This window comes from Bacillus halotolerans (assembly GCF_004006435.1).
In the GTDB taxonomy this organism is placed as follows: Bacteria; Bacillota; Bacilli; order Bacillales; family Bacillaceae; genus Bacillus; species Bacillus halotolerans.
In genome coordinates, this window is the sequence record NZ_CP029364.1 from 3064051 (window position 1) to 3078355 (window position 14305).

A 14305-nucleotide genomic window follows, 5' to 3' on the forward strand; every position below is an offset into this window, starting at 1 on the left:
TCAGCTTGAAAAGAAAAGCGAGTATCATGTTCGTCCATAAAGATAAATTCAAGGAATACAAACAGAGGCATGATGACATTTGGCCAGAAATGGCGGAAGCGCTTAAAGCCCATGGGGCGCATCACTATTCTATTTTTTTAGACGAAGAGACAGGCCGGTTATTTGCTTATTTAGAGATAGAGGATGAGGAAAAGTGGAAGAAGATGGCGGACACAGAGGTGTGCCGCAGATGGTGGAAATCAATGGCGCCATTAATGAAAACAAACGCCGATGACAGTCCCGTTTCAATCGATCTGAAGGAAGTCTTTTATTTCGAATAATAGGGAGAGAGCCGTATGACGATAAAAGCGAATTATGACAGCGCAAAACAAGAATATGAAAAATGGGGAATTGATGTTGAAGCTGTGTTCCGGCAATTGCAGCAAGTTCCGATCTCAATCCACTGCTGGCAGGGTGATGACATTGAAGGGTTTGAAGTGAATAAGGGCGAGCTTTCCGGCGGCATTGACGTCACAGGCAATTATCCCGGAAAAGCGCAAACCCCGGAAGAATTAAGAAGAGATTTGGAGAAAGCTCTGTCTCTCATCCCGGGAAAGCATCGTGTAAACCTGCACGCTATATACGCAGAAACAAACGGAGAAGTTGTAGAACGTGATCAGCTGAAGCCGCATCACTTTGAAAATTGGGTGAAGTGGGCAAAGGGTCTTGGTATCGGATTAGATTTCAATCCGACACTGTTTTCACATGAGAAAGCGGATGACGGGCTTACACTCGCACACCCTGATCCATCCATCCGGGAGTTTTGGATTCATCACTGCATCGCGTGCCGCCGCATCGGAGCTTATTTCGGCAAAGAATTAGGCACGCCTTGCCTGACTAATATTTGGATTCCGGACGGCTATAAGGATATTCCGAGTGACAGGCTGACGCCGCGCAAAAGATTAAAAGAATCATTGGATCGGATATTCCGCGAGGAAATCAGTGAAGATTACAATGTTGATTCGGTCGAGAGCAAGCTGTTCGGACTTGGATCAGAATCATATGTCGTCGGGTCTCATGAGTTTTATTTAGCCTATGCTTTAACGAACCATAAGTTATGCTTGCTCGATACGGGACATTTCCATCCGACAGAAACGGTATCAAACAAGATCTCGGCGATGCTGCTTTACACAGACAAACTTGCCTTGCACGTATCCCGGCCCGTTCGCTGGGACAGTGACCATGTCGTGATGTTAGATGATGAATTGAGAGAAATCGCCCTTGAGATCGTCCGTAATCAGGCATTAGAGAAAGTCGCCATCGGTCTGGATTTTTTCGATGCCAGCATTAACCGTGTCGCCGCTTGGACTATCGGAACGAGAAATATGATGAAAGCTTTAATGTACGCTTTGCTTCTTCCGAATGACCATTTAAAACAATTGCAGGATGAGGGGCGCTTTACAGAAAGGCTGGCGCTGATGGAGGAATTTAAAACCTATCCTTTCGGTGCCATCTGGGATTATTACTGTGAGCAAATGGGAGTGCCGGTAAAAGAGGCTTGGCTTGATGATATCAAAGAATATGAACAAAACGTGCTTTTCAAAAGGCAGGCATCCTCACCGATCGTTTAAAAAAATCCGCCCGCGTGCAACATGCCGCGGGCGGATTTTTTTAGGCTTGATCAGCAGGGTACACAATACCCATCTGTTTTCTTGCTTCCTCCATGATGTTAGCAGTGATCAAGGAGCGTTCATATGTATTTTCTTCAGATTCCTGTTTCTTCTCTTTCACGAGGGAAACAAATTCAGCCGCTTCGTAAAACATTGCCGGTTTAGGATCAGAGAGCGAAATGTTTTCCAGGCGGCCGTCACGATAGCGGATTTCCACTCGTTCAGGACGATGGATCGTATCCAATACAATTGTCCCGTCTTCTCCTTGGATTTCAGCAGGCGCGTAGGAAGTTGAGATTTTAGAATGCATCAGTACGGCCTCAAACCCGTCATATGAGAGAATGACGGTACCTTCTCCATCAACGCCGGAAGATAAAGTGTATCCGTTCGCTTTCACGGCTTTCGGCTCTCCAAACAGCACAACGGCAGGGTAAATACAATAGATGCCGATATCCATCAATGAGCCGTTAGACAGCTCAGGCTGAAACGCGTTCAAAACAGTTCCGTTTCTAAACGCATCATACCTTGAAGAGTACTGACAGTAGCTTGCGGTAAATCTGCGGATTGTGCCGATTTTGTGGAAGTGTTTTTTCAGCTCTTTAAAATTAGGCAGGAATGTGGTCTTCATTGCTTCCATGAGGACAACACCATTCGCTCTGGCCGCTGAAATCATCTCTTCTGTTTCTCTGGTATTTGAAGCAAGCGGTTTCTCGCATAGCACATGTTTGCCATGTTTCATAAAGAGGATCGCCTGCTCCTTGTGAAGGGCATTCGGGCTGGCGAGATATACAGCATCAAAGCCATCGCTTGCCGCCATTTCCTGAAGGTCGGAGAAGGTATGTGCAGCCCCATGCCGAGCGGCAAACTCAGCGGCGCGTTCAGGTGTTCTTGAATAAACGGCTGTGAGCCGGAAATCTTCAATTTCTGAAGCTGCTTCTAGAAAGCGGTCTGTAATCCAGTTGGTTCCTACTATTGCAAATCGTATCACGCATATCGCTCCTTTTGTATGATATAGCTAAATTATAGCTTAAAAAGAAGAAAAGCACATGATAGATCAAATCACATTTTTTAGATAAGGAAGTTTTTCCAGCAATTAGCGGTTTTTATTTTTCATTATAGGTACGATAGTGTACAATTTACTTAAACTATGTATGACGGAGGAACGATAGTGGAGACGTTGCAAACATGGAGCGGCAGATTCAAGCGATTCTTCTTGGACAACAAGTTTGTTTTATTTCTGCTTGTTCTGCTGCTGATTGGTTTAAATATTCTCGTATTTACAAAAACATCATTTATTTTCACCCCGATCATTGTTCTGCTCAAAACGATATCGCTTCCGATTATTTTAACAGGCATTGTTTTTTATCTGTTAAACCCTGTCGTTGATTTCCTTGAGAGAAGAAGAATCAGAAGAATCTATTCCATTTTGCTGTTATATCTGTTGATTATCGGGCTGATCACGATCACAATCGTGTCGATTATCCCCTTTTTAAAAGAGCAAATTATGAGTTTGATTGACAACATCCCGAGATATGTGGATGTTGTTGAGAATCAGACAAAAGAACTGATCGGCAGTAACTTTGTCAATCAGGCGCAGCAAACGATGAACATTAATATATCTGATCTCGCGACAAAGGTGTCAGATCAGGCAGCGACGATTGTAAACAGCACCTTTACCGGCGTTGGGAATTTTATCGGCGCCTTAACTGAGATTATCATTTCGATCGTGACAGTTCCATTTATTCTTTTCTATCTGTTAAAGGACGGAAAGAAATTGCCGATCTACATACTGAAGTTTGTGCCGACACAATTAAAAGAGCAGACATACACAGTCTTAAGCGAAATGAATCATCGGCTAAGTTCTTATATCAGAGGACAGATCATTGTCAGCTTCTGCATTGGATTTTTGCTGTTTATCGGCTATTTGATCATCGGACTGGATTACGCTTCGCTACTTGCCGTTATTGCGGCTTGTACAAGCATCGTGCCGTATTTAGGTCCGACAATCGCCATTACGCCTGCGATCATTATCGCTATTGTGACATCGCCTCTGATGCTGCTCAAGCTTGTGATCGTCTGGACAATTGTTCAGCTTATTGAAGGGAAACTGATCTCCCCGCAAATTATGGGGAAAAACCTTCATATCCACCCAATCACCATTATTTTTCTGCTGTTAACCGCCGGCAAGCTGTTTGGTGTTATCGGAATTATTCTTGCGATTCCGGGCTATGCGGTTGCCAAAGTCATTACGACACATTTATTTGACTGGTTTAAAATGCAGTCGCATCTATACGATGAAGAAAAAAATGAAAATGCAAAGAGTCATAAAGCATAAATTTCATTTATAGTTATATAAGACGGGCTTTCCATTTATGGAAGGCTCCCGTTATGTAAAAAATAAATGTCTAATGGGGAGAATTAAAATCATGACTCTATGGGAATTGTTTGTAGCTGCTATTTTAGGAATCGTAGAAGGATTAACAGAGTACGCACCGGTTTCTTCGACAGGACATATGATTATAGTAGACGATATCTGGCTTAAATCAGGCAGTCTCATGTCTGAAGAAGCAGCCAACTCATTTAAAGTTGTCATTCAGCTTGGCTCTATTTTAGCGGTTGCGATCGTGTTTAAAGACAGGATTTTGAACTTGCTTGGCTTGAAAAAAAATATCACGAGTGACCAAGAGCATGGTCACAAATTAAGCATTGCCCAAATCGCAGTAGGGCTTGTGCCCGCCGCGGTTCTCGGCTTTTTGTTTGAGGATTATATTGATGAATATTTATTTTCAGTCCGCACCGTGGCCATTGGCTTAATTGCCGGGGCAGTTTTAATGCTTGCAGCCGATTGGATTAATAAACGGAAAGAAACGACAGACACCCTAGACCGTATTTCATACAAGCAGGCAATCGGCGTCGGTTTATTCCAATGTCTTGCCCTTTGGCCGGGTTTCTCACGCTCCGGCTCAACGATTTCCGGGGGCGTTATTCTCGGGTTGAATCACCGTGCGGCAGCCGATTTCACATTTATTATGGCAATGCCGATTATGATGGGAGCCAGCACCTTAAGCCTAGTGAAACATTGGGACAGCTTAAGCTCCGATTTAATGCCGTTTTTTATCGTCGGCTTTATCTGTGCCTTTGTTGTCGCGCTGTTTGTAGTCCGTTTCTTCCTAAGACTGATTAACAAAATCAAACTCGTTCCGTTTGCAATCTATCGAATCATTCTCGGTGTGATTTTACTTTTGTTTATGATGTAAATCGAAAAATAAGGCTCCGGAAAGGGCCTTGTTTTTTTCTGTCAATTAGAAAGGAACAGCTTGTTTTTCAAAAAAAAATCATCTATAATAAACATGACGTTACATACGGGGCCATAGCTCAGCTGGGAGAGCGCTACGCTGGCAGCGTAGAGGTCAGGGGTTCGAGCCCCCTTGGCTCCATACCTGTAAACCCTTATTTTATAAGGGTTTTTTTATTTGTCAGGAACAGAGCCAATTACCCCAAAAAGCAATTGGGGACAAATTGGGGACCAAAATTTTATTTTGGGGTCATTTAGTTGCTTTTCACCTTCAAATTAGGGTTAAATTGATCAAAATATTGAGCTGTTTCATTTTCAAGTTTTTCGGTAACGTGGCCGTAAATATCAGATGTTATTCGTCTGCTTGCGTGACCGGCACGTTTTTGAATTGCACTCATATTTTCACCGGCTTCTATAAGGAGAGCCACCATCGTATGCCGCAGGTCATGGAGCCTAATATTTTTGAGCCCATACTTCTTTTTGATTTTAGCCCACTTTGCAGTAGGGGTTGTGTAGTAATATGGTTTTCCTGTTCCACTGTGAAAGATGTATTGATTGTCCTCGCCTTCCCAGGCATCACCGAGCATGAGTTTTTCTTTCTTCCACATCCGATAATACTTTGCTAAATCCTCCATATAGAAATCCGGCATTTTAACAAAACGTTTTGAACTGCGAGATTTAGGTGCCTTTACAAGCGGCTGCCCGTTGACTGTTTTTGAAATTGAGCGATTTACATAGAAACCACCTCTATCCCAATCGACATCTAGATGCCATTGAAAGGCGAGTCCTTCACCACGACGTAACCCACCAATCATTGCGCCTAAAAAGTACAAACGCCATTTAATATCAATCTCATATAAAACTCGGATACATTCTTCAGCTTCATCAGTCTGAAAATACTGCATTTCTTTCGGTTCCACATGCGGCTGACTTAATCCCTCCATAGGATTGTCTTTAATGAGTTTCCATTCTTCTGTAGCTGTCTTGAACATTGCCTGTAGCGTTTGAAATACATCAAGAATTGTTCTATCACCAAGCCCTCCAGGTTTTCCATCTTTTCGAGCACCATCTTTAGATAAATCATCTATAAAATCAACAACGTGAAGTGTTTTTATTTTGTCTATTTGTTTATGCCCAAATGCAGGAAGGATGTGGTTGTGTAAGTGACCTGAGTGTTTCTCGGATGCTTTATAAGAGTAAGGTTTTCCACTTTTATTAAAGAGTTTCTTTTCGACCCATTTCTCTGCAAATGATTCGAATGTTGATTTTTCAGGCGCAATATACTCGCCAGCCTCTACTTCAATTCTGAAACGGTGCAGCTGGTCTTCCAGATACTCTTGTAATTTACGTTTAGTCCTTAATAGCTTTGGATCTTCTATACGAATTGTTTTCTTTCTTCTAACCCTTTTACCGTTTGCGTCATAACCATTTTCGACTATTAATCTAAAAGATTTTTCACTGCGTCTTTCAATACTAGCCATGTGGCAACCTCCTTGTTCTATTAATTCATTTGATAGAGCTTTTGATGCCAGTGAATAGAGAACTGTTTTCTTTTGTAAATTTCAAGCCGTTTAGCTGCGAAAGGGTATGTGACGTTAAAGGTATCCCCAATTAACTTTATAGCCTCCGATTGCATGCGCGGCAACGAAATCTTTTCGAGCATGAATGTCGGTACACAAAAGTGATACATGAACCTATTAGCCTGGTACTCTTGCAACTGGCGGAACATACGATTCATATTGAATTGGTTCCCGCAGTGTTTAATCACATGCCCGAGCTCGTGGACAAAGTCCTCCCATTGTTGTTGACGAGAAGTCCTTGAATCCAAAACCATGCTATAAAGACCATTTATACAAAACATGCTGCTGCCTTTTTTTTCGTAATGTATCCAAATCTGAAAAGCAGCTGCAATACGTTCCATGTCAACCTCTTCAGGAGTAAGCATATTCAATTTTGTATAAATTTTCTTTACTTCTTCTTCTAGATGAGATAACTGAATTGTCATAATAACACCACCTGAGGGGAATGTATGTTCTTGTTTTGGTTATAAAATAAAAGCCTATAAAAAGACTTTTATTTATATTCTATATTTATCTTGTAATTATCATCTAAACCAGTTTGAGCTTGTCCTTTATTAGTATAAGCTTCTTTTGCTGTTGCCATATTTTCGCCGAATTTTTTATCATTCTTACCAGCTTCTTTGTGGATAAAAATGAAAATTGAATCTAATTTCCCGTCATCTTTTTCCCGAGCTACTTGTTCAGCTAATGTTTTAAGATCGTCTTTTTTACTCACATCAGTTGTAATTCTTAAATATAGCTGACCGGCCTTGTTTTTATTTTCCTCTACAACTTTATAATTGAAATCCGAAGAACCGCAAGATGCTAAGATTAAAATTAAAGAGAAGGAGGCAAATAATAAAACTATTTTTCTCAAAATAAATTCCCCTTTTTTATATTGAATTTCTTTTATTTAAACGAGTTAGCCTCGTTTTAAAAACCTTCAATTTTTCCGGAAGAGAATCCCGATCCAATTCAGAAGGGAATCCGGATGAGAAGAAACGCTGAAACCCTTGATACGTAAGGGTTTAACAGCTTGTGAAATTTATCTTTCCTGATGAGAGTTCTGATCCAGATCGGATGAGAGTTCTGATCTTATTAGTAAACAGAATTTAAACATAATTAACAAAGAAATATATAAGGCGATTGATTAACCTTTTCGACCTTTTGCTTTTTCTTTCTCTTTCAGGTACTCGATAAAATCAATAGCTTGTCTACGTGCTTCTTCTGAAAAGTCAGATGCATCTTTAAAAGCTATTTGCAAGTCTGGATCGCTGATGCTGTAAGTGGCCTCTTTTTCTTTGATACTTGAAGCATCTTTTGGATTGCCTAAAAGGAAATCCAAAGTAACCTCAAAAAAATCAGCGATTTTTAGAAGCGTTTCGTAATCAGGTTGTCTTTTGCCTTGTTCATACATGCCAATCGTACTCTCAGCTAAACCTAATTTATTTCCTAATTCCTTTTGAGAGAGGTTTTTTTCTCGCCTCAATTTTTTTAGAGTCTCATTAAATTTCACAGTCATCACCTGTATTGATAATACCACACGATACGTGTTTTTTATAAAAACACCACGAAAAGTGTTGACACCACGAATCGCGTGGTTTAATATAATAATCAAGAACACCACACATCGTGTAGGGGGTGACTTGATTGGATAAAAAGCTCATTGGTCAAAGGCTTCTTAGTTTAAGAGCCGGAAAGTCCCGTAGCGAGGTAGCTGAAGCAGTTAAAATCAGCATAAGTGCTTTGCAGATGTATGAAACTGGGAAGCGTATTCCTCGGGACGAAATTAAAATTAAATTGGCTGATTATTACCAAAAAACTGTTCAGCAGATTTTTTTTGATAATAAACACCACGAATTGCAGGGTGAAAAACATACAGCATAGGAGGTTACGAAATGACTCGCAACACAATGACTGTCCAAGAAGCAGCTGAATACCTTGGTGTTCATCACGATACGATCTATGCAATGGTTCGTGAAAAGCAAATTCCTCACTTCCGAGTACGTACACGTATTTTCTTCACCAGACACAATATAGATGCATGGATCGAAGCGCAGGAACAAGAAAATATGAAGGAGGCACTATAGAGTGAATCAACTCGTTTTTATTGAAGGCAACCAAGCCGTAACAGACAGCCTGACAGTGGCTGAAGTATTCGGGAAACGACACGCCGATGTAATAAAAAGCATTGAAACGCTTAATTGCTCCGAAGATTTTGCTGAACGAAATTTTTCGTTGAGTGAATATCAAGATCCAACAGGACGATCATTGAAAAAATATCTGATCAAACGTGACGGACTCACATTTTTGGTTTTTGGTTACACGGGCGCCAAAGCAGCGCTATTCAAAGAAAAATACATTGCCGAATTTAACCGGATGGAAGCCGAGCTTCAAAAAATGACTCAGCCGTCCTACATGATCGAAGATCCAGTCAGCCGGGCAAAGCGATGGATCAGCGAGCAGGAAGAACGGCAGCAACTTGAACAAACATTGAAAATTCAAGAACCATTAGTCAACTTTGCACAGAGTTGTATGGCATCAGAAAGATCAATGCTTGTTCGTGAACTGGCAAAGCTTGCTTGTAAAAACGGCATTGTTATCGGTGAGAAACGACTCTTTCAGAAGTTGCGCGAATGGAAGATGATCATGGCCAACAAAAATGAGCCATACCAGGAATACGTCGAGCGCGGTTACTTTGAAATCGCACAGGGGGTGCGAGATGTAAACGGGACGCCGAAGTCCTGGCTGACAATGCGCATCACTCCGAAGGGACAAGCCTTCATCATCAACAAGCTGAAACAGCAAGCAAGCTAGTTCCTTCATTAATTAAATTTTACCAATTAAAACTAAATATATCAGGGGGCGAACTTATGTCGAACAATCCATACAATATGGACAATTTACCAATCATACTCAAAACAGAGCGGAAGAGAGCAAGGCTGTCTCAGTACCAAATTGGAAAGATTATTGGTAACAGAGATCAGTCGTATGTCTCTAATATCGAAAATGGCATTTTTCCTTTAACACCTGAGCTGTGTATCAAGTGGTTTGAAGCCTGCGAATCGTATGAACACATCGATCTTGTACATTACTTGTTTAAGCTGCATCCGACAGCTTCGGCACCTATAGACCCTGCACTTAATGAAAGTGCGAGTAGCGCAGTAATCAATATGATTCATCAACTTGAAGAAGCATTGCAAGCTACAAAGCATCTGGCGCGATGGTTGGCAAATGATCGGCCGGGCAGAACTGGGGAACTACCGATGAGCGATATTAAGCAAATTTTTGATCTAATTCCAGCAAATAAAACACTCATTTACTCTTTAGTACGGAACTACGGTTTGAAGATGCCTGAACTGGCTGACAGGTGGACGCGCAAAGCGTTAATGGATCAGGTTGCTATGGCAAAACAAGAGGAAAGGAAGGCGGTATTGGTATGAAAACCAATCAATTTTTAAAGACAGATGTAGATTCAGCTAAAAGAAAAATCGAATCAGCGGAAGAGCTCTCTATCATGCTTTCAGAAGCATTACGTGATGGTGATTATGAAGAGGCAATTAGTCTCGCGGGAAGTATCAAAGTTCTTACAGAGGATATCAGCCGACTGGCGAATAAAGGGCGGTTGTATGAAACAGCTATGAAAATGCAACAACGAGGCATCAATTTGGCAGTGATAAGTAGGTGTTTGGGATGATGGTTCACTTTGTCCACAAACCAGCAACAGCGTTGGAGGTCAAAGCATGGTGTGAAAGAATCCGAAACCATAGCGAACTGCACTTGATTTGGGATGAACGCACAGCGAATTACAGAAAGGAGAATATGAATGATCGAAAATCCAATGATTCTAAACAACTGGCACGATAAGCTGACTGAGCCAGAAACACCAAAGGATTTTTTCGGGGATGATGTTACGCCAGTCGATGATTATGTAATCGATTGCGGCGCGGTGATCTTGAGAGAGAACCTTGATCGCTATCTCAGGGAGCAGCTTGGCTTCAAATTTAAAAATGAGCAATAAAAAAGCCCACTCGGCAAAGTGGACTCAGTAAGGCGTTTTGACTTAAATAGTTACTTAATTATACCAAAACGCCTCATAAAAATCAATGGAGGTTTTATATATGGCTAAAGCAGTTAAAGTGGCATTCAGCGAGCGCGCGGAGGATCAGCAACGTTTGAGACAGGTCGGCGGTTCAATTGTATTCGCCAAAAACGGTAAAGCGCAGTTTAGTTTCCCTTCAATGGATCACTACCGGGAATGGCAGCGGCTTGGAACGGAAGCATACAAAAGAAAGGTGGCAGAAGCACGATGAATGGATTATCACAGGTAGATTACTCAGATTACATGCCGGCACCTCAGCAGGCATCAAGTGTGACTACAGAAGCCATGGTAAGCCGTCAGGCGCAAGAAGTACAGGCGGCTATGGTTATTGCAAAGAAATTTCCGCGGGACGTATATGCGGCGTTTGATCGGATAAAAAAAGCATGCGAACGAAGATTGCTAGCTGAGAATGCGGTGTATGAATATCCCCGCGGTGGGACAAAGGTATCTGGTCCGTCAATCCGATTGGCTGAGGCATTGGCGCAGAATTGGGGCAACATTGATTACGGAATTATGGAACTCGAGCAAAAAGCCGGAGAATCCTCTGTCATGGCGTATGCTTGGGACCTCGAAACGAATACACGACAAACCAAAATATTCACTGTGAAGCATGAGAGAAAGGCAAAAGGTACAGTGACAAAGCTCAATGATGCAAGGGATATTTACGAAATGGTTGCCAATCAAGGAGCCCGTCGACTCCGTTCCTGCATACTTGGAGTGATTCCTGGCGATATCGTTGATGCTGCAGTTGATATGTGCCAGAAAACGTTAATAAACGGACATAAAGAACCATTGGAAGATCGTCTCAGAAATGCATTATCAACATTCAAGAAAGAATTTGGGATTACTAAAGAAATGATTGAGGAATACATCGGAAGTAACGTTGATGCCTTTACAGAACAAGACTTTTTAAAGATTGGCCGCATTTATACATCTTTACGTGATGGTATGGCAAAGAAGGAAGATTACTTCAATACCAAGGCTACAGGTGCAACAAAATCAAAGGCTGAGGAAGAGTTCAAAAAGCAAAAAGAGCAAGCTGACAAGCCTGCTGAAAGTAAAGAGAAGGCGGGTGATCCTGCTAATGCGGATACCGGCGCTAAACAAGGAGAACTACTATTCTAACGAGATTGATAGACACTACATGTCAAACTCTCAATACAAAAGCTTTCTGCAATGTGAGGCAGCAACGATGGCAAAGATTAACGGAGAATGGACGCCCCCAACATCGGAGGCCCTTCTCTTCGGTCAATACGTTCATGCCTGGCTTGAGGGAGAACAGGCCTTTGACGAATTCAAGAGGAACACACCTTCACTATTTACTCAAAAAGGTCAGCTATACAAGCAGTATCAGTTAGCTGATCTGATGATTGAGGCGATTGAAAATGATGATCTCTGTATGTTTGTTCTTCAAGGAGAAAAGGAAGTCATCGTAACTGCTGAATTGTTCGGTGTTCCGTGGAAAGGAAAGCTGGACGTATACAACCCAGTTGGCGGTCGTTTCTCCGATCTGAAAACAGCAAGGTCATTGCGGGAGAAAGTCTGGGACCCGGAAATAGGATATTGCTCATTTGTTGAGGCGAATGGCTATATTGCTCAAATGGCACTGTATGCAGAGCTTGAAAAAAGAATGACTGGACGGAGCGAATGGCTTGAGCCCCTGATTGTAGGGGTTTCAAAAGAAGATCCACCCGATAAAGCTGTCATCAATATTGATGAAGGCCGGATGGAAGTAGAGCTTGAGGATATTGAAAAACGGATGGAACGCATTATCCAAGTTAAATATGGCGGAGAGAAGCCTGAAAGGTGCGAAAAATGTAAGTATTGCCGGGCCACTAATCAACTGAACAGCATCATACATTTTTCGGAGTTGGTTAGTTGATGGAAAGGGCAATGATCAAAGTCCATATTCCCCATTGTTATGTCTGGCTTGTGAAAACTGTCCGACGAGATATGCGAAAAGACTTGTACACGCGGTATGTCACTGACTACCTCAAAAGAAATGAGCCGACGCTGCGATTAATTGAAATTGATTTTAAAGCCCTGACAGCACTGTGTGAAAGGAAGTAGGTGAGCGGCATGGATATGCACGGTTTGGGGTATGTGATCCTGCCCCGGCTACCCTTTAAGGATTCACGCGATGAGACGATTTATGATCACTTGTTTAAAAGGGCTGAGTACAGGCCGGATCAACAATTAGAGCCCGGCCAAACAATTATAAAGCTGGTGGATCTGGCTAAACGCTTCAACTGGTCAGCTGATCAGATCAAGTATTCACTAGATCGAATGGTTAAACAAGAATATTTGAAGTTGGACCGGCTACCACAAAAGCGCGGTTTTATCGTAACAGTTCTTCATTACGCTGAGTACATACAACTAGGAAATTACAACAAAAAGAAAGACTCGGCACCATTACCGAATGAGCAGCAGGAGGATGAGAAGAAAATGAAAAGTAACGCATTTGCATTTTTCGAGGATGAGGGATTCGGCCTTCTATCATCGTTCATGGCTGAAAAGCTTAATAGCTTGATAGACGATTATGGCGAAGATAAGGTACTGGAGGCAATGAAAGAGGCGGTAACGCGGAACGCTCGCAATCTGGCCTATGTACAGCGCATTCTCCAGTCAAACAAGAACAAAAGTAAGGAGTGGCAACATGGAAACACACAAAACGCAAAGTACAGACGCGGCAATGGCAGCAATACTGAAGAAGCTTCAGGAAAGGTCAGCCCAATTTTCGGCGGGGTTGGACGGCTCAGAAGAAAAGGCTGATTATGAATGCTCTAAATGTAAGGATCAGCTCGGATATATCGAGAACAGAGACGGCTATGAGGTCTGGGTCCGGTGCAAATGCATAGAACGTAGGCGCATCCGAAAACTGATGAATTCTAGTGACATAACTGCTGAATTTGAGAAGTTGAAATTCAAGAATTTCACAACGGAAGGAAAGCCGGCTGTTGTGAAAGACGCTTACGATACTGCGGTGGAATACTACAAGGATTTTGACAGCATAAGGGGCACCCGTAGCAACAGTATCGCTTTGCTAGGGCAGCCAGGCTCAGGGAAAACGCACTTGTTGACAGCTATTTCAAACAAGCTGATTAAATCGAAAAATATCGCGGTTCAGTATTTTCCTTACGTGGAAGGCTTCAACGATCTGAAAGATGATTTTGACAAGCTTGAAGAAAAACTCAATCGCATAAAAGAGATTGAAGTGCTGTTCATAGATGACTTATTCAAGCCTATGAATGGAAAGCCCCGGGCAACCGATTGGCAGGTGGAGCAGACATATTCCGTCATCAATTATCGGTATCTGAATCATAAGCCGGTCTTAATCTCGAGTGAATTGGACATCGAGAAACTTGTGGAGATTGACGAGGCGCTTGGTACCCGGATTTATGAAATGTGCGCGGACTATTGCGTGATCATCAAGGGCGACAGAATGCTATTAAATCATAGATTGGCAGGGTTGCGGAATGGATGAAAAAACGAACGGAATCGGCGGCATTTACATGTTCGGGCCTGCTGAACAAAAGGGCGGCAAGGACCTCACACCGGCTATCCGGGTGCTTGAGGAAAAGATCAGACAAATGGAGCTGATGCGCAGTGCTTAAAGCGGTGATCCTGCTGCCGGCCATCATACTCACGGCGCCAGCAAAAGAAAAGCAGATTCAGCAATGGGAAGAGAATGACGGGAGGT

21 protein-coding genes and 1 tRNA gene are annotated in these 14305 nt (G+C 42.3%); 17 read left to right on the plus strand and 5 right to left on the minus strand.

Going from position 1 to position 14305, the window contains the following annotated elements; all coding sequences use genetic code 11:
- Window positions 1-5 precede the first annotated feature (5 nt).
- Window positions 6-320, plus strand: coding sequence for an L-rhamnose mutarotase (gene rhaM / locus DIC78_RS15595; protein WP_059292671.1), 315 nt, complete (start codon window positions 6-8; stop codon window positions 318-320).
- Between the two features lie 15 nt (window positions 321-335).
- On the plus strand, window positions 336-1610 hold the full coding sequence (rhaA, locus tag DIC78_RS15600; protein ID WP_095713953.1) for an L-rhamnose isomerase: 1275 nt from the start codon (window positions 336-338) through the stop codon (window positions 1608-1610).
- 40 nt (window positions 1611-1650) lie between these two features.
- Here rhaA and DIC78_RS15605 read toward each other — a convergent pair whose 3' ends face one another.
- Window positions 1651-2637 carry a Gfo/Idh/MocA family protein gene (locus tag DIC78_RS15605; protein ID WP_127696546.1) on the minus strand — a complete coding sequence of 329 codons (987 nt, stop codon included), beginning with the start codon at window positions 2635-2637 and terminating at the stop codon, window positions 1651-1653.
- Window positions 2638-2817: 180 nt separating this feature from the next.
- On the opposite strand from DIC78_RS15605, the gene DIC78_RS15610 reads away from it, so the two are divergent.
- The 3 genes from DIC78_RS15610 (at window position 2818) to DIC78_RS15620 (ending at window position 5086) form a co-directional block, all read left to right on the plus strand.
- Window positions 2818-3984 (plus strand): AI-2E family transporter, encoded by a 1167-nt coding sequence (locus DIC78_RS15610; RefSeq protein WP_024122625.1) that lies wholly within the window; start codon window positions 2818-2820, stop codon window positions 3982-3984.
- Between the two features lie 91 nt (window positions 3985-4075).
- Window positions 4076-4906, plus strand: coding sequence for an undecaprenyl-diphosphate phosphatase (locus DIC78_RS15615; protein ID WP_010331630.1), 831 nt, complete (start codon window positions 4076-4078; stop codon window positions 4904-4906).
- Window positions 4907-5013: 107 nt separating this feature from the next.
- Window positions 5014-5086, plus strand: a tRNA-Ala gene (locus DIC78_RS15620).
- A 112-nt stretch (window positions 5087-5198) separates the two neighbouring features.
- Here the strand turns inward: DIC78_RS15620 and DIC78_RS15625 are convergent.
- The 4 genes from DIC78_RS15625 to DIC78_RS15640 all read right to left on the minus strand — a co-directional run bounded on the left by DIC78_RS15625 (window position 5199) and on the right by DIC78_RS15640 (window position 8025).
- Entirely contained in the window at window positions 5199-6425 is a 1227-nt protein-coding gene (locus DIC78_RS15625) for a tyrosine-type recombinase/integrase (RefSeq protein WP_127696547.1), read from the minus strand.
- A 20-nt stretch (window positions 6426-6445) separates the two neighbouring features.
- Entirely contained in the window at window positions 6446-6949 is a 504-nt protein-coding gene (locus tag DIC78_RS15630) for an ImmA/IrrE family metallo-endopeptidase (protein WP_127696548.1), read from the minus strand.
- 68 nt (window positions 6950-7017) lie between these two features.
- Entirely contained in the window at window positions 7018-7380 is a 363-nt protein-coding gene (locus tag DIC78_RS15635) for a hypothetical protein (RefSeq protein ID WP_127696549.1), read from the minus strand.
- A gap of 273 nt (window positions 7381-7653) precedes the next feature.
- The gene (locus tag DIC78_RS15640) at window positions 7654-8025 is read right to left on the minus strand and encodes a helix-turn-helix domain-containing protein (RefSeq protein ID WP_420867038.1); all 372 of its coding nucleotides are present in this window, start codon (window positions 8023-8025) and stop codon (window positions 7654-7656) included.
- 128 nt (window positions 8026-8153) lie between these two features.
- Between DIC78_RS15640 and DIC78_RS15645 the strand changes: the two genes are divergently transcribed.
- From DIC78_RS15645 to DIC78_RS21595, 12 genes are all read left to right on the plus strand, one after another.
- Window positions 8154-8390, plus strand: a complete 237-nt coding sequence (locus tag DIC78_RS15645; protein WP_127696551.1) for a helix-turn-helix transcriptional regulator — start codon at window positions 8154-8156, stop codon at window positions 8388-8390.
- Window positions 8391-8401: 11 nt separating this feature from the next.
- Complete coding sequence (locus DIC78_RS15650) at window positions 8402-8593, plus strand: helix-turn-helix domain-containing protein (RefSeq protein ID WP_127696552.1); 192 nt, start codon at window positions 8402-8404, stop codon at window positions 8591-8593.
- Between the two features lies 1 nt (window position 8594).
- Window positions 8595-9320: a Rha family transcriptional regulator gene (locus DIC78_RS15655; protein WP_127696553.1), complete on the plus strand. Its 726-nt coding sequence runs from the start codon at window positions 8595-8597 to the stop codon at window positions 9318-9320.
- Between the two features lie 56 nt (window positions 9321-9376).
- Window positions 9377-9946: a helix-turn-helix domain-containing protein gene (locus tag DIC78_RS15660; RefSeq protein ID WP_127696554.1), complete on the plus strand. Its 570-nt coding sequence runs from the start codon at window positions 9377-9379 to the stop codon at window positions 9944-9946.
- The gene (locus DIC78_RS15665; protein WP_072565177.1) at window positions 9943-10200 is read left to right on the plus strand and encodes a YqaH family protein; all 258 of its coding nucleotides are present in this window, start codon (window positions 9943-9945) and stop codon (window positions 10198-10200) included. Before DIC78_RS15660 ends, DIC78_RS15665 begins: the two co-directional genes overlap by 4 nt.
- Before the next feature lie 129 nt (window positions 10201-10329).
- On the plus strand, window positions 10330-10524 hold the full coding sequence (locus tag DIC78_RS15670; protein WP_127696555.1) for a YqaI family protein: 195 nt from the start codon (window positions 10330-10332) through the stop codon (window positions 10522-10524).
- A 100-nt stretch (window positions 10525-10624) separates the two neighbouring features.
- On the plus strand, window positions 10625-10816 hold the full coding sequence (locus DIC78_RS15675) for a hypothetical protein (protein ID WP_127696556.1): 192 nt from the start codon (window positions 10625-10627) through the stop codon (window positions 10814-10816).
- Window positions 10813-11730 carry a hypothetical protein gene (locus tag DIC78_RS15680; RefSeq protein WP_127696557.1) on the plus strand — a complete coding sequence of 306 codons (918 nt, stop codon included), beginning with the start codon at window positions 10813-10815 and terminating at the stop codon, window positions 11728-11730. Before DIC78_RS15675 ends, DIC78_RS15680 begins: the two co-directional genes overlap by 4 nt.
- A complete protein-coding gene (locus DIC78_RS15685; protein WP_338021170.1) occupies window positions 11690-12487 on the plus strand; it encodes a PD-(D/E)XK nuclease-like domain-containing protein in 798 nt (265 codons plus the stop codon). The genes DIC78_RS15680 and DIC78_RS15685 overlap by 41 nt, the downstream gene beginning before the upstream one ends.
- A gap of 197 nt (window positions 12488-12684) precedes the next feature.
- The gene (locus DIC78_RS15695; RefSeq protein WP_127696559.1) at window positions 12685-13377 is read left to right on the plus strand and encodes a DnaD domain-containing protein; all 693 of its coding nucleotides are present in this window, start codon (window positions 12685-12687) and stop codon (window positions 13375-13377) included.
- Complete coding sequence (locus DIC78_RS15700; protein WP_240671126.1) at window positions 13262-14089, plus strand: ATP-binding protein; 828 nt, start codon at window positions 13262-13264, stop codon at window positions 14087-14089. The genes DIC78_RS15695 and DIC78_RS15700 overlap by 116 nt, the downstream gene beginning before the upstream one ends.
- The gene (locus tag DIC78_RS21595) at window positions 14082-14219 is read left to right on the plus strand and encodes a hypothetical protein (RefSeq protein ID WP_164848142.1); all 138 of its coding nucleotides are present in this window, start codon (window positions 14082-14084) and stop codon (window positions 14217-14219) included. The genes DIC78_RS15700 and DIC78_RS21595 overlap by 8 nt, the downstream gene beginning before the upstream one ends.
- Window positions 14220-14305: the final 86 nt, after the last annotated feature.

Coding starts and splice junctions, on each gene's coding strand:
- rhaA (WP_095713953.1), top strand. CDS start 336: ATGACGATAAAAGCGAATTATGACAGCGCAAAACAAGAATATGAAAAA.
- DIC78_RS15615 (WP_010331630.1), top strand. CDS start 4,076: ATGACTCTATGGGAATTGTTTGTAGCTGCTATTTTAGGAATCGTAGAA.
- DIC78_RS15625 (WP_127696547.1), bottom strand. CDS start 6,425: ATGGCTAGTATTGAAAGACGCAGTGAAAAATCTTTTAGATTAATAGTC.
- DIC78_RS15630 (WP_127696548.1), bottom strand. CDS start 6,949: ATGACAATTCAGTTATCTCATCTAGAAGAAGAAGTAAAGAAAATTTAT.
- DIC78_RS15640 (WP_420867038.1), bottom strand. CDS start 8,025: ATGACTGTGAAATTTAATGAGACTCTAAAAAAATTGAGGCGAGAAAAA.
- DIC78_RS15650 (WP_127696552.1), top strand. CDS start 8,402: ATGACTCGCAACACAATGACTGTCCAAGAAGCAGCTGAATACCTTGGT.
- DIC78_RS15660 (WP_127696554.1), top strand. CDS start 9,377: ATGTCGAACAATCCATACAATATGGACAATTTACCAATCATACTCAAA.
- DIC78_RS15665 (WP_072565177.1), top strand. CDS start 9,943: ATGAAAACCAATCAATTTTTAAAGACAGATGTAGATTCAGCTAAAAGA.
- DIC78_RS15670 (WP_127696555.1), top strand. CDS start 10,330: ATGATCGAAAATCCAATGATTCTAAACAACTGGCACGATAAGCTGACT.
- DIC78_RS15675 (WP_127696556.1), top strand. CDS start 10,625: ATGGCTAAAGCAGTTAAAGTGGCATTCAGCGAGCGCGCGGAGGATCAG.
- DIC78_RS15680 (WP_127696557.1), top strand. CDS start 10,813: ATGAATGGATTATCACAGGTAGATTACTCAGATTACATGCCGGCACCT.
- DIC78_RS15685 (WP_338021170.1), top strand. CDS start 11,690: ATGCGGATACCGGCGCTAAACAAGGAGAACTACTATTCTAACGAGATT.
- DIC78_RS15695 (WP_127696559.1), top strand. CDS start 12,685: ATGGATATGCACGGTTTGGGGTATGTGATCCTGCCCCGGCTACCCTTT.
- DIC78_RS15700 (WP_240671126.1), top strand. CDS start 13,262: ATGGAAACACACAAAACGCAAAGTACAGACGCGGCAATGGCAGCAATA.
- DIC78_RS21595 (WP_164848142.1), top strand. CDS start 14,082: ATGGATGAAAAAACGAACGGAATCGGCGGCATTTACATGTTCGGGCCT.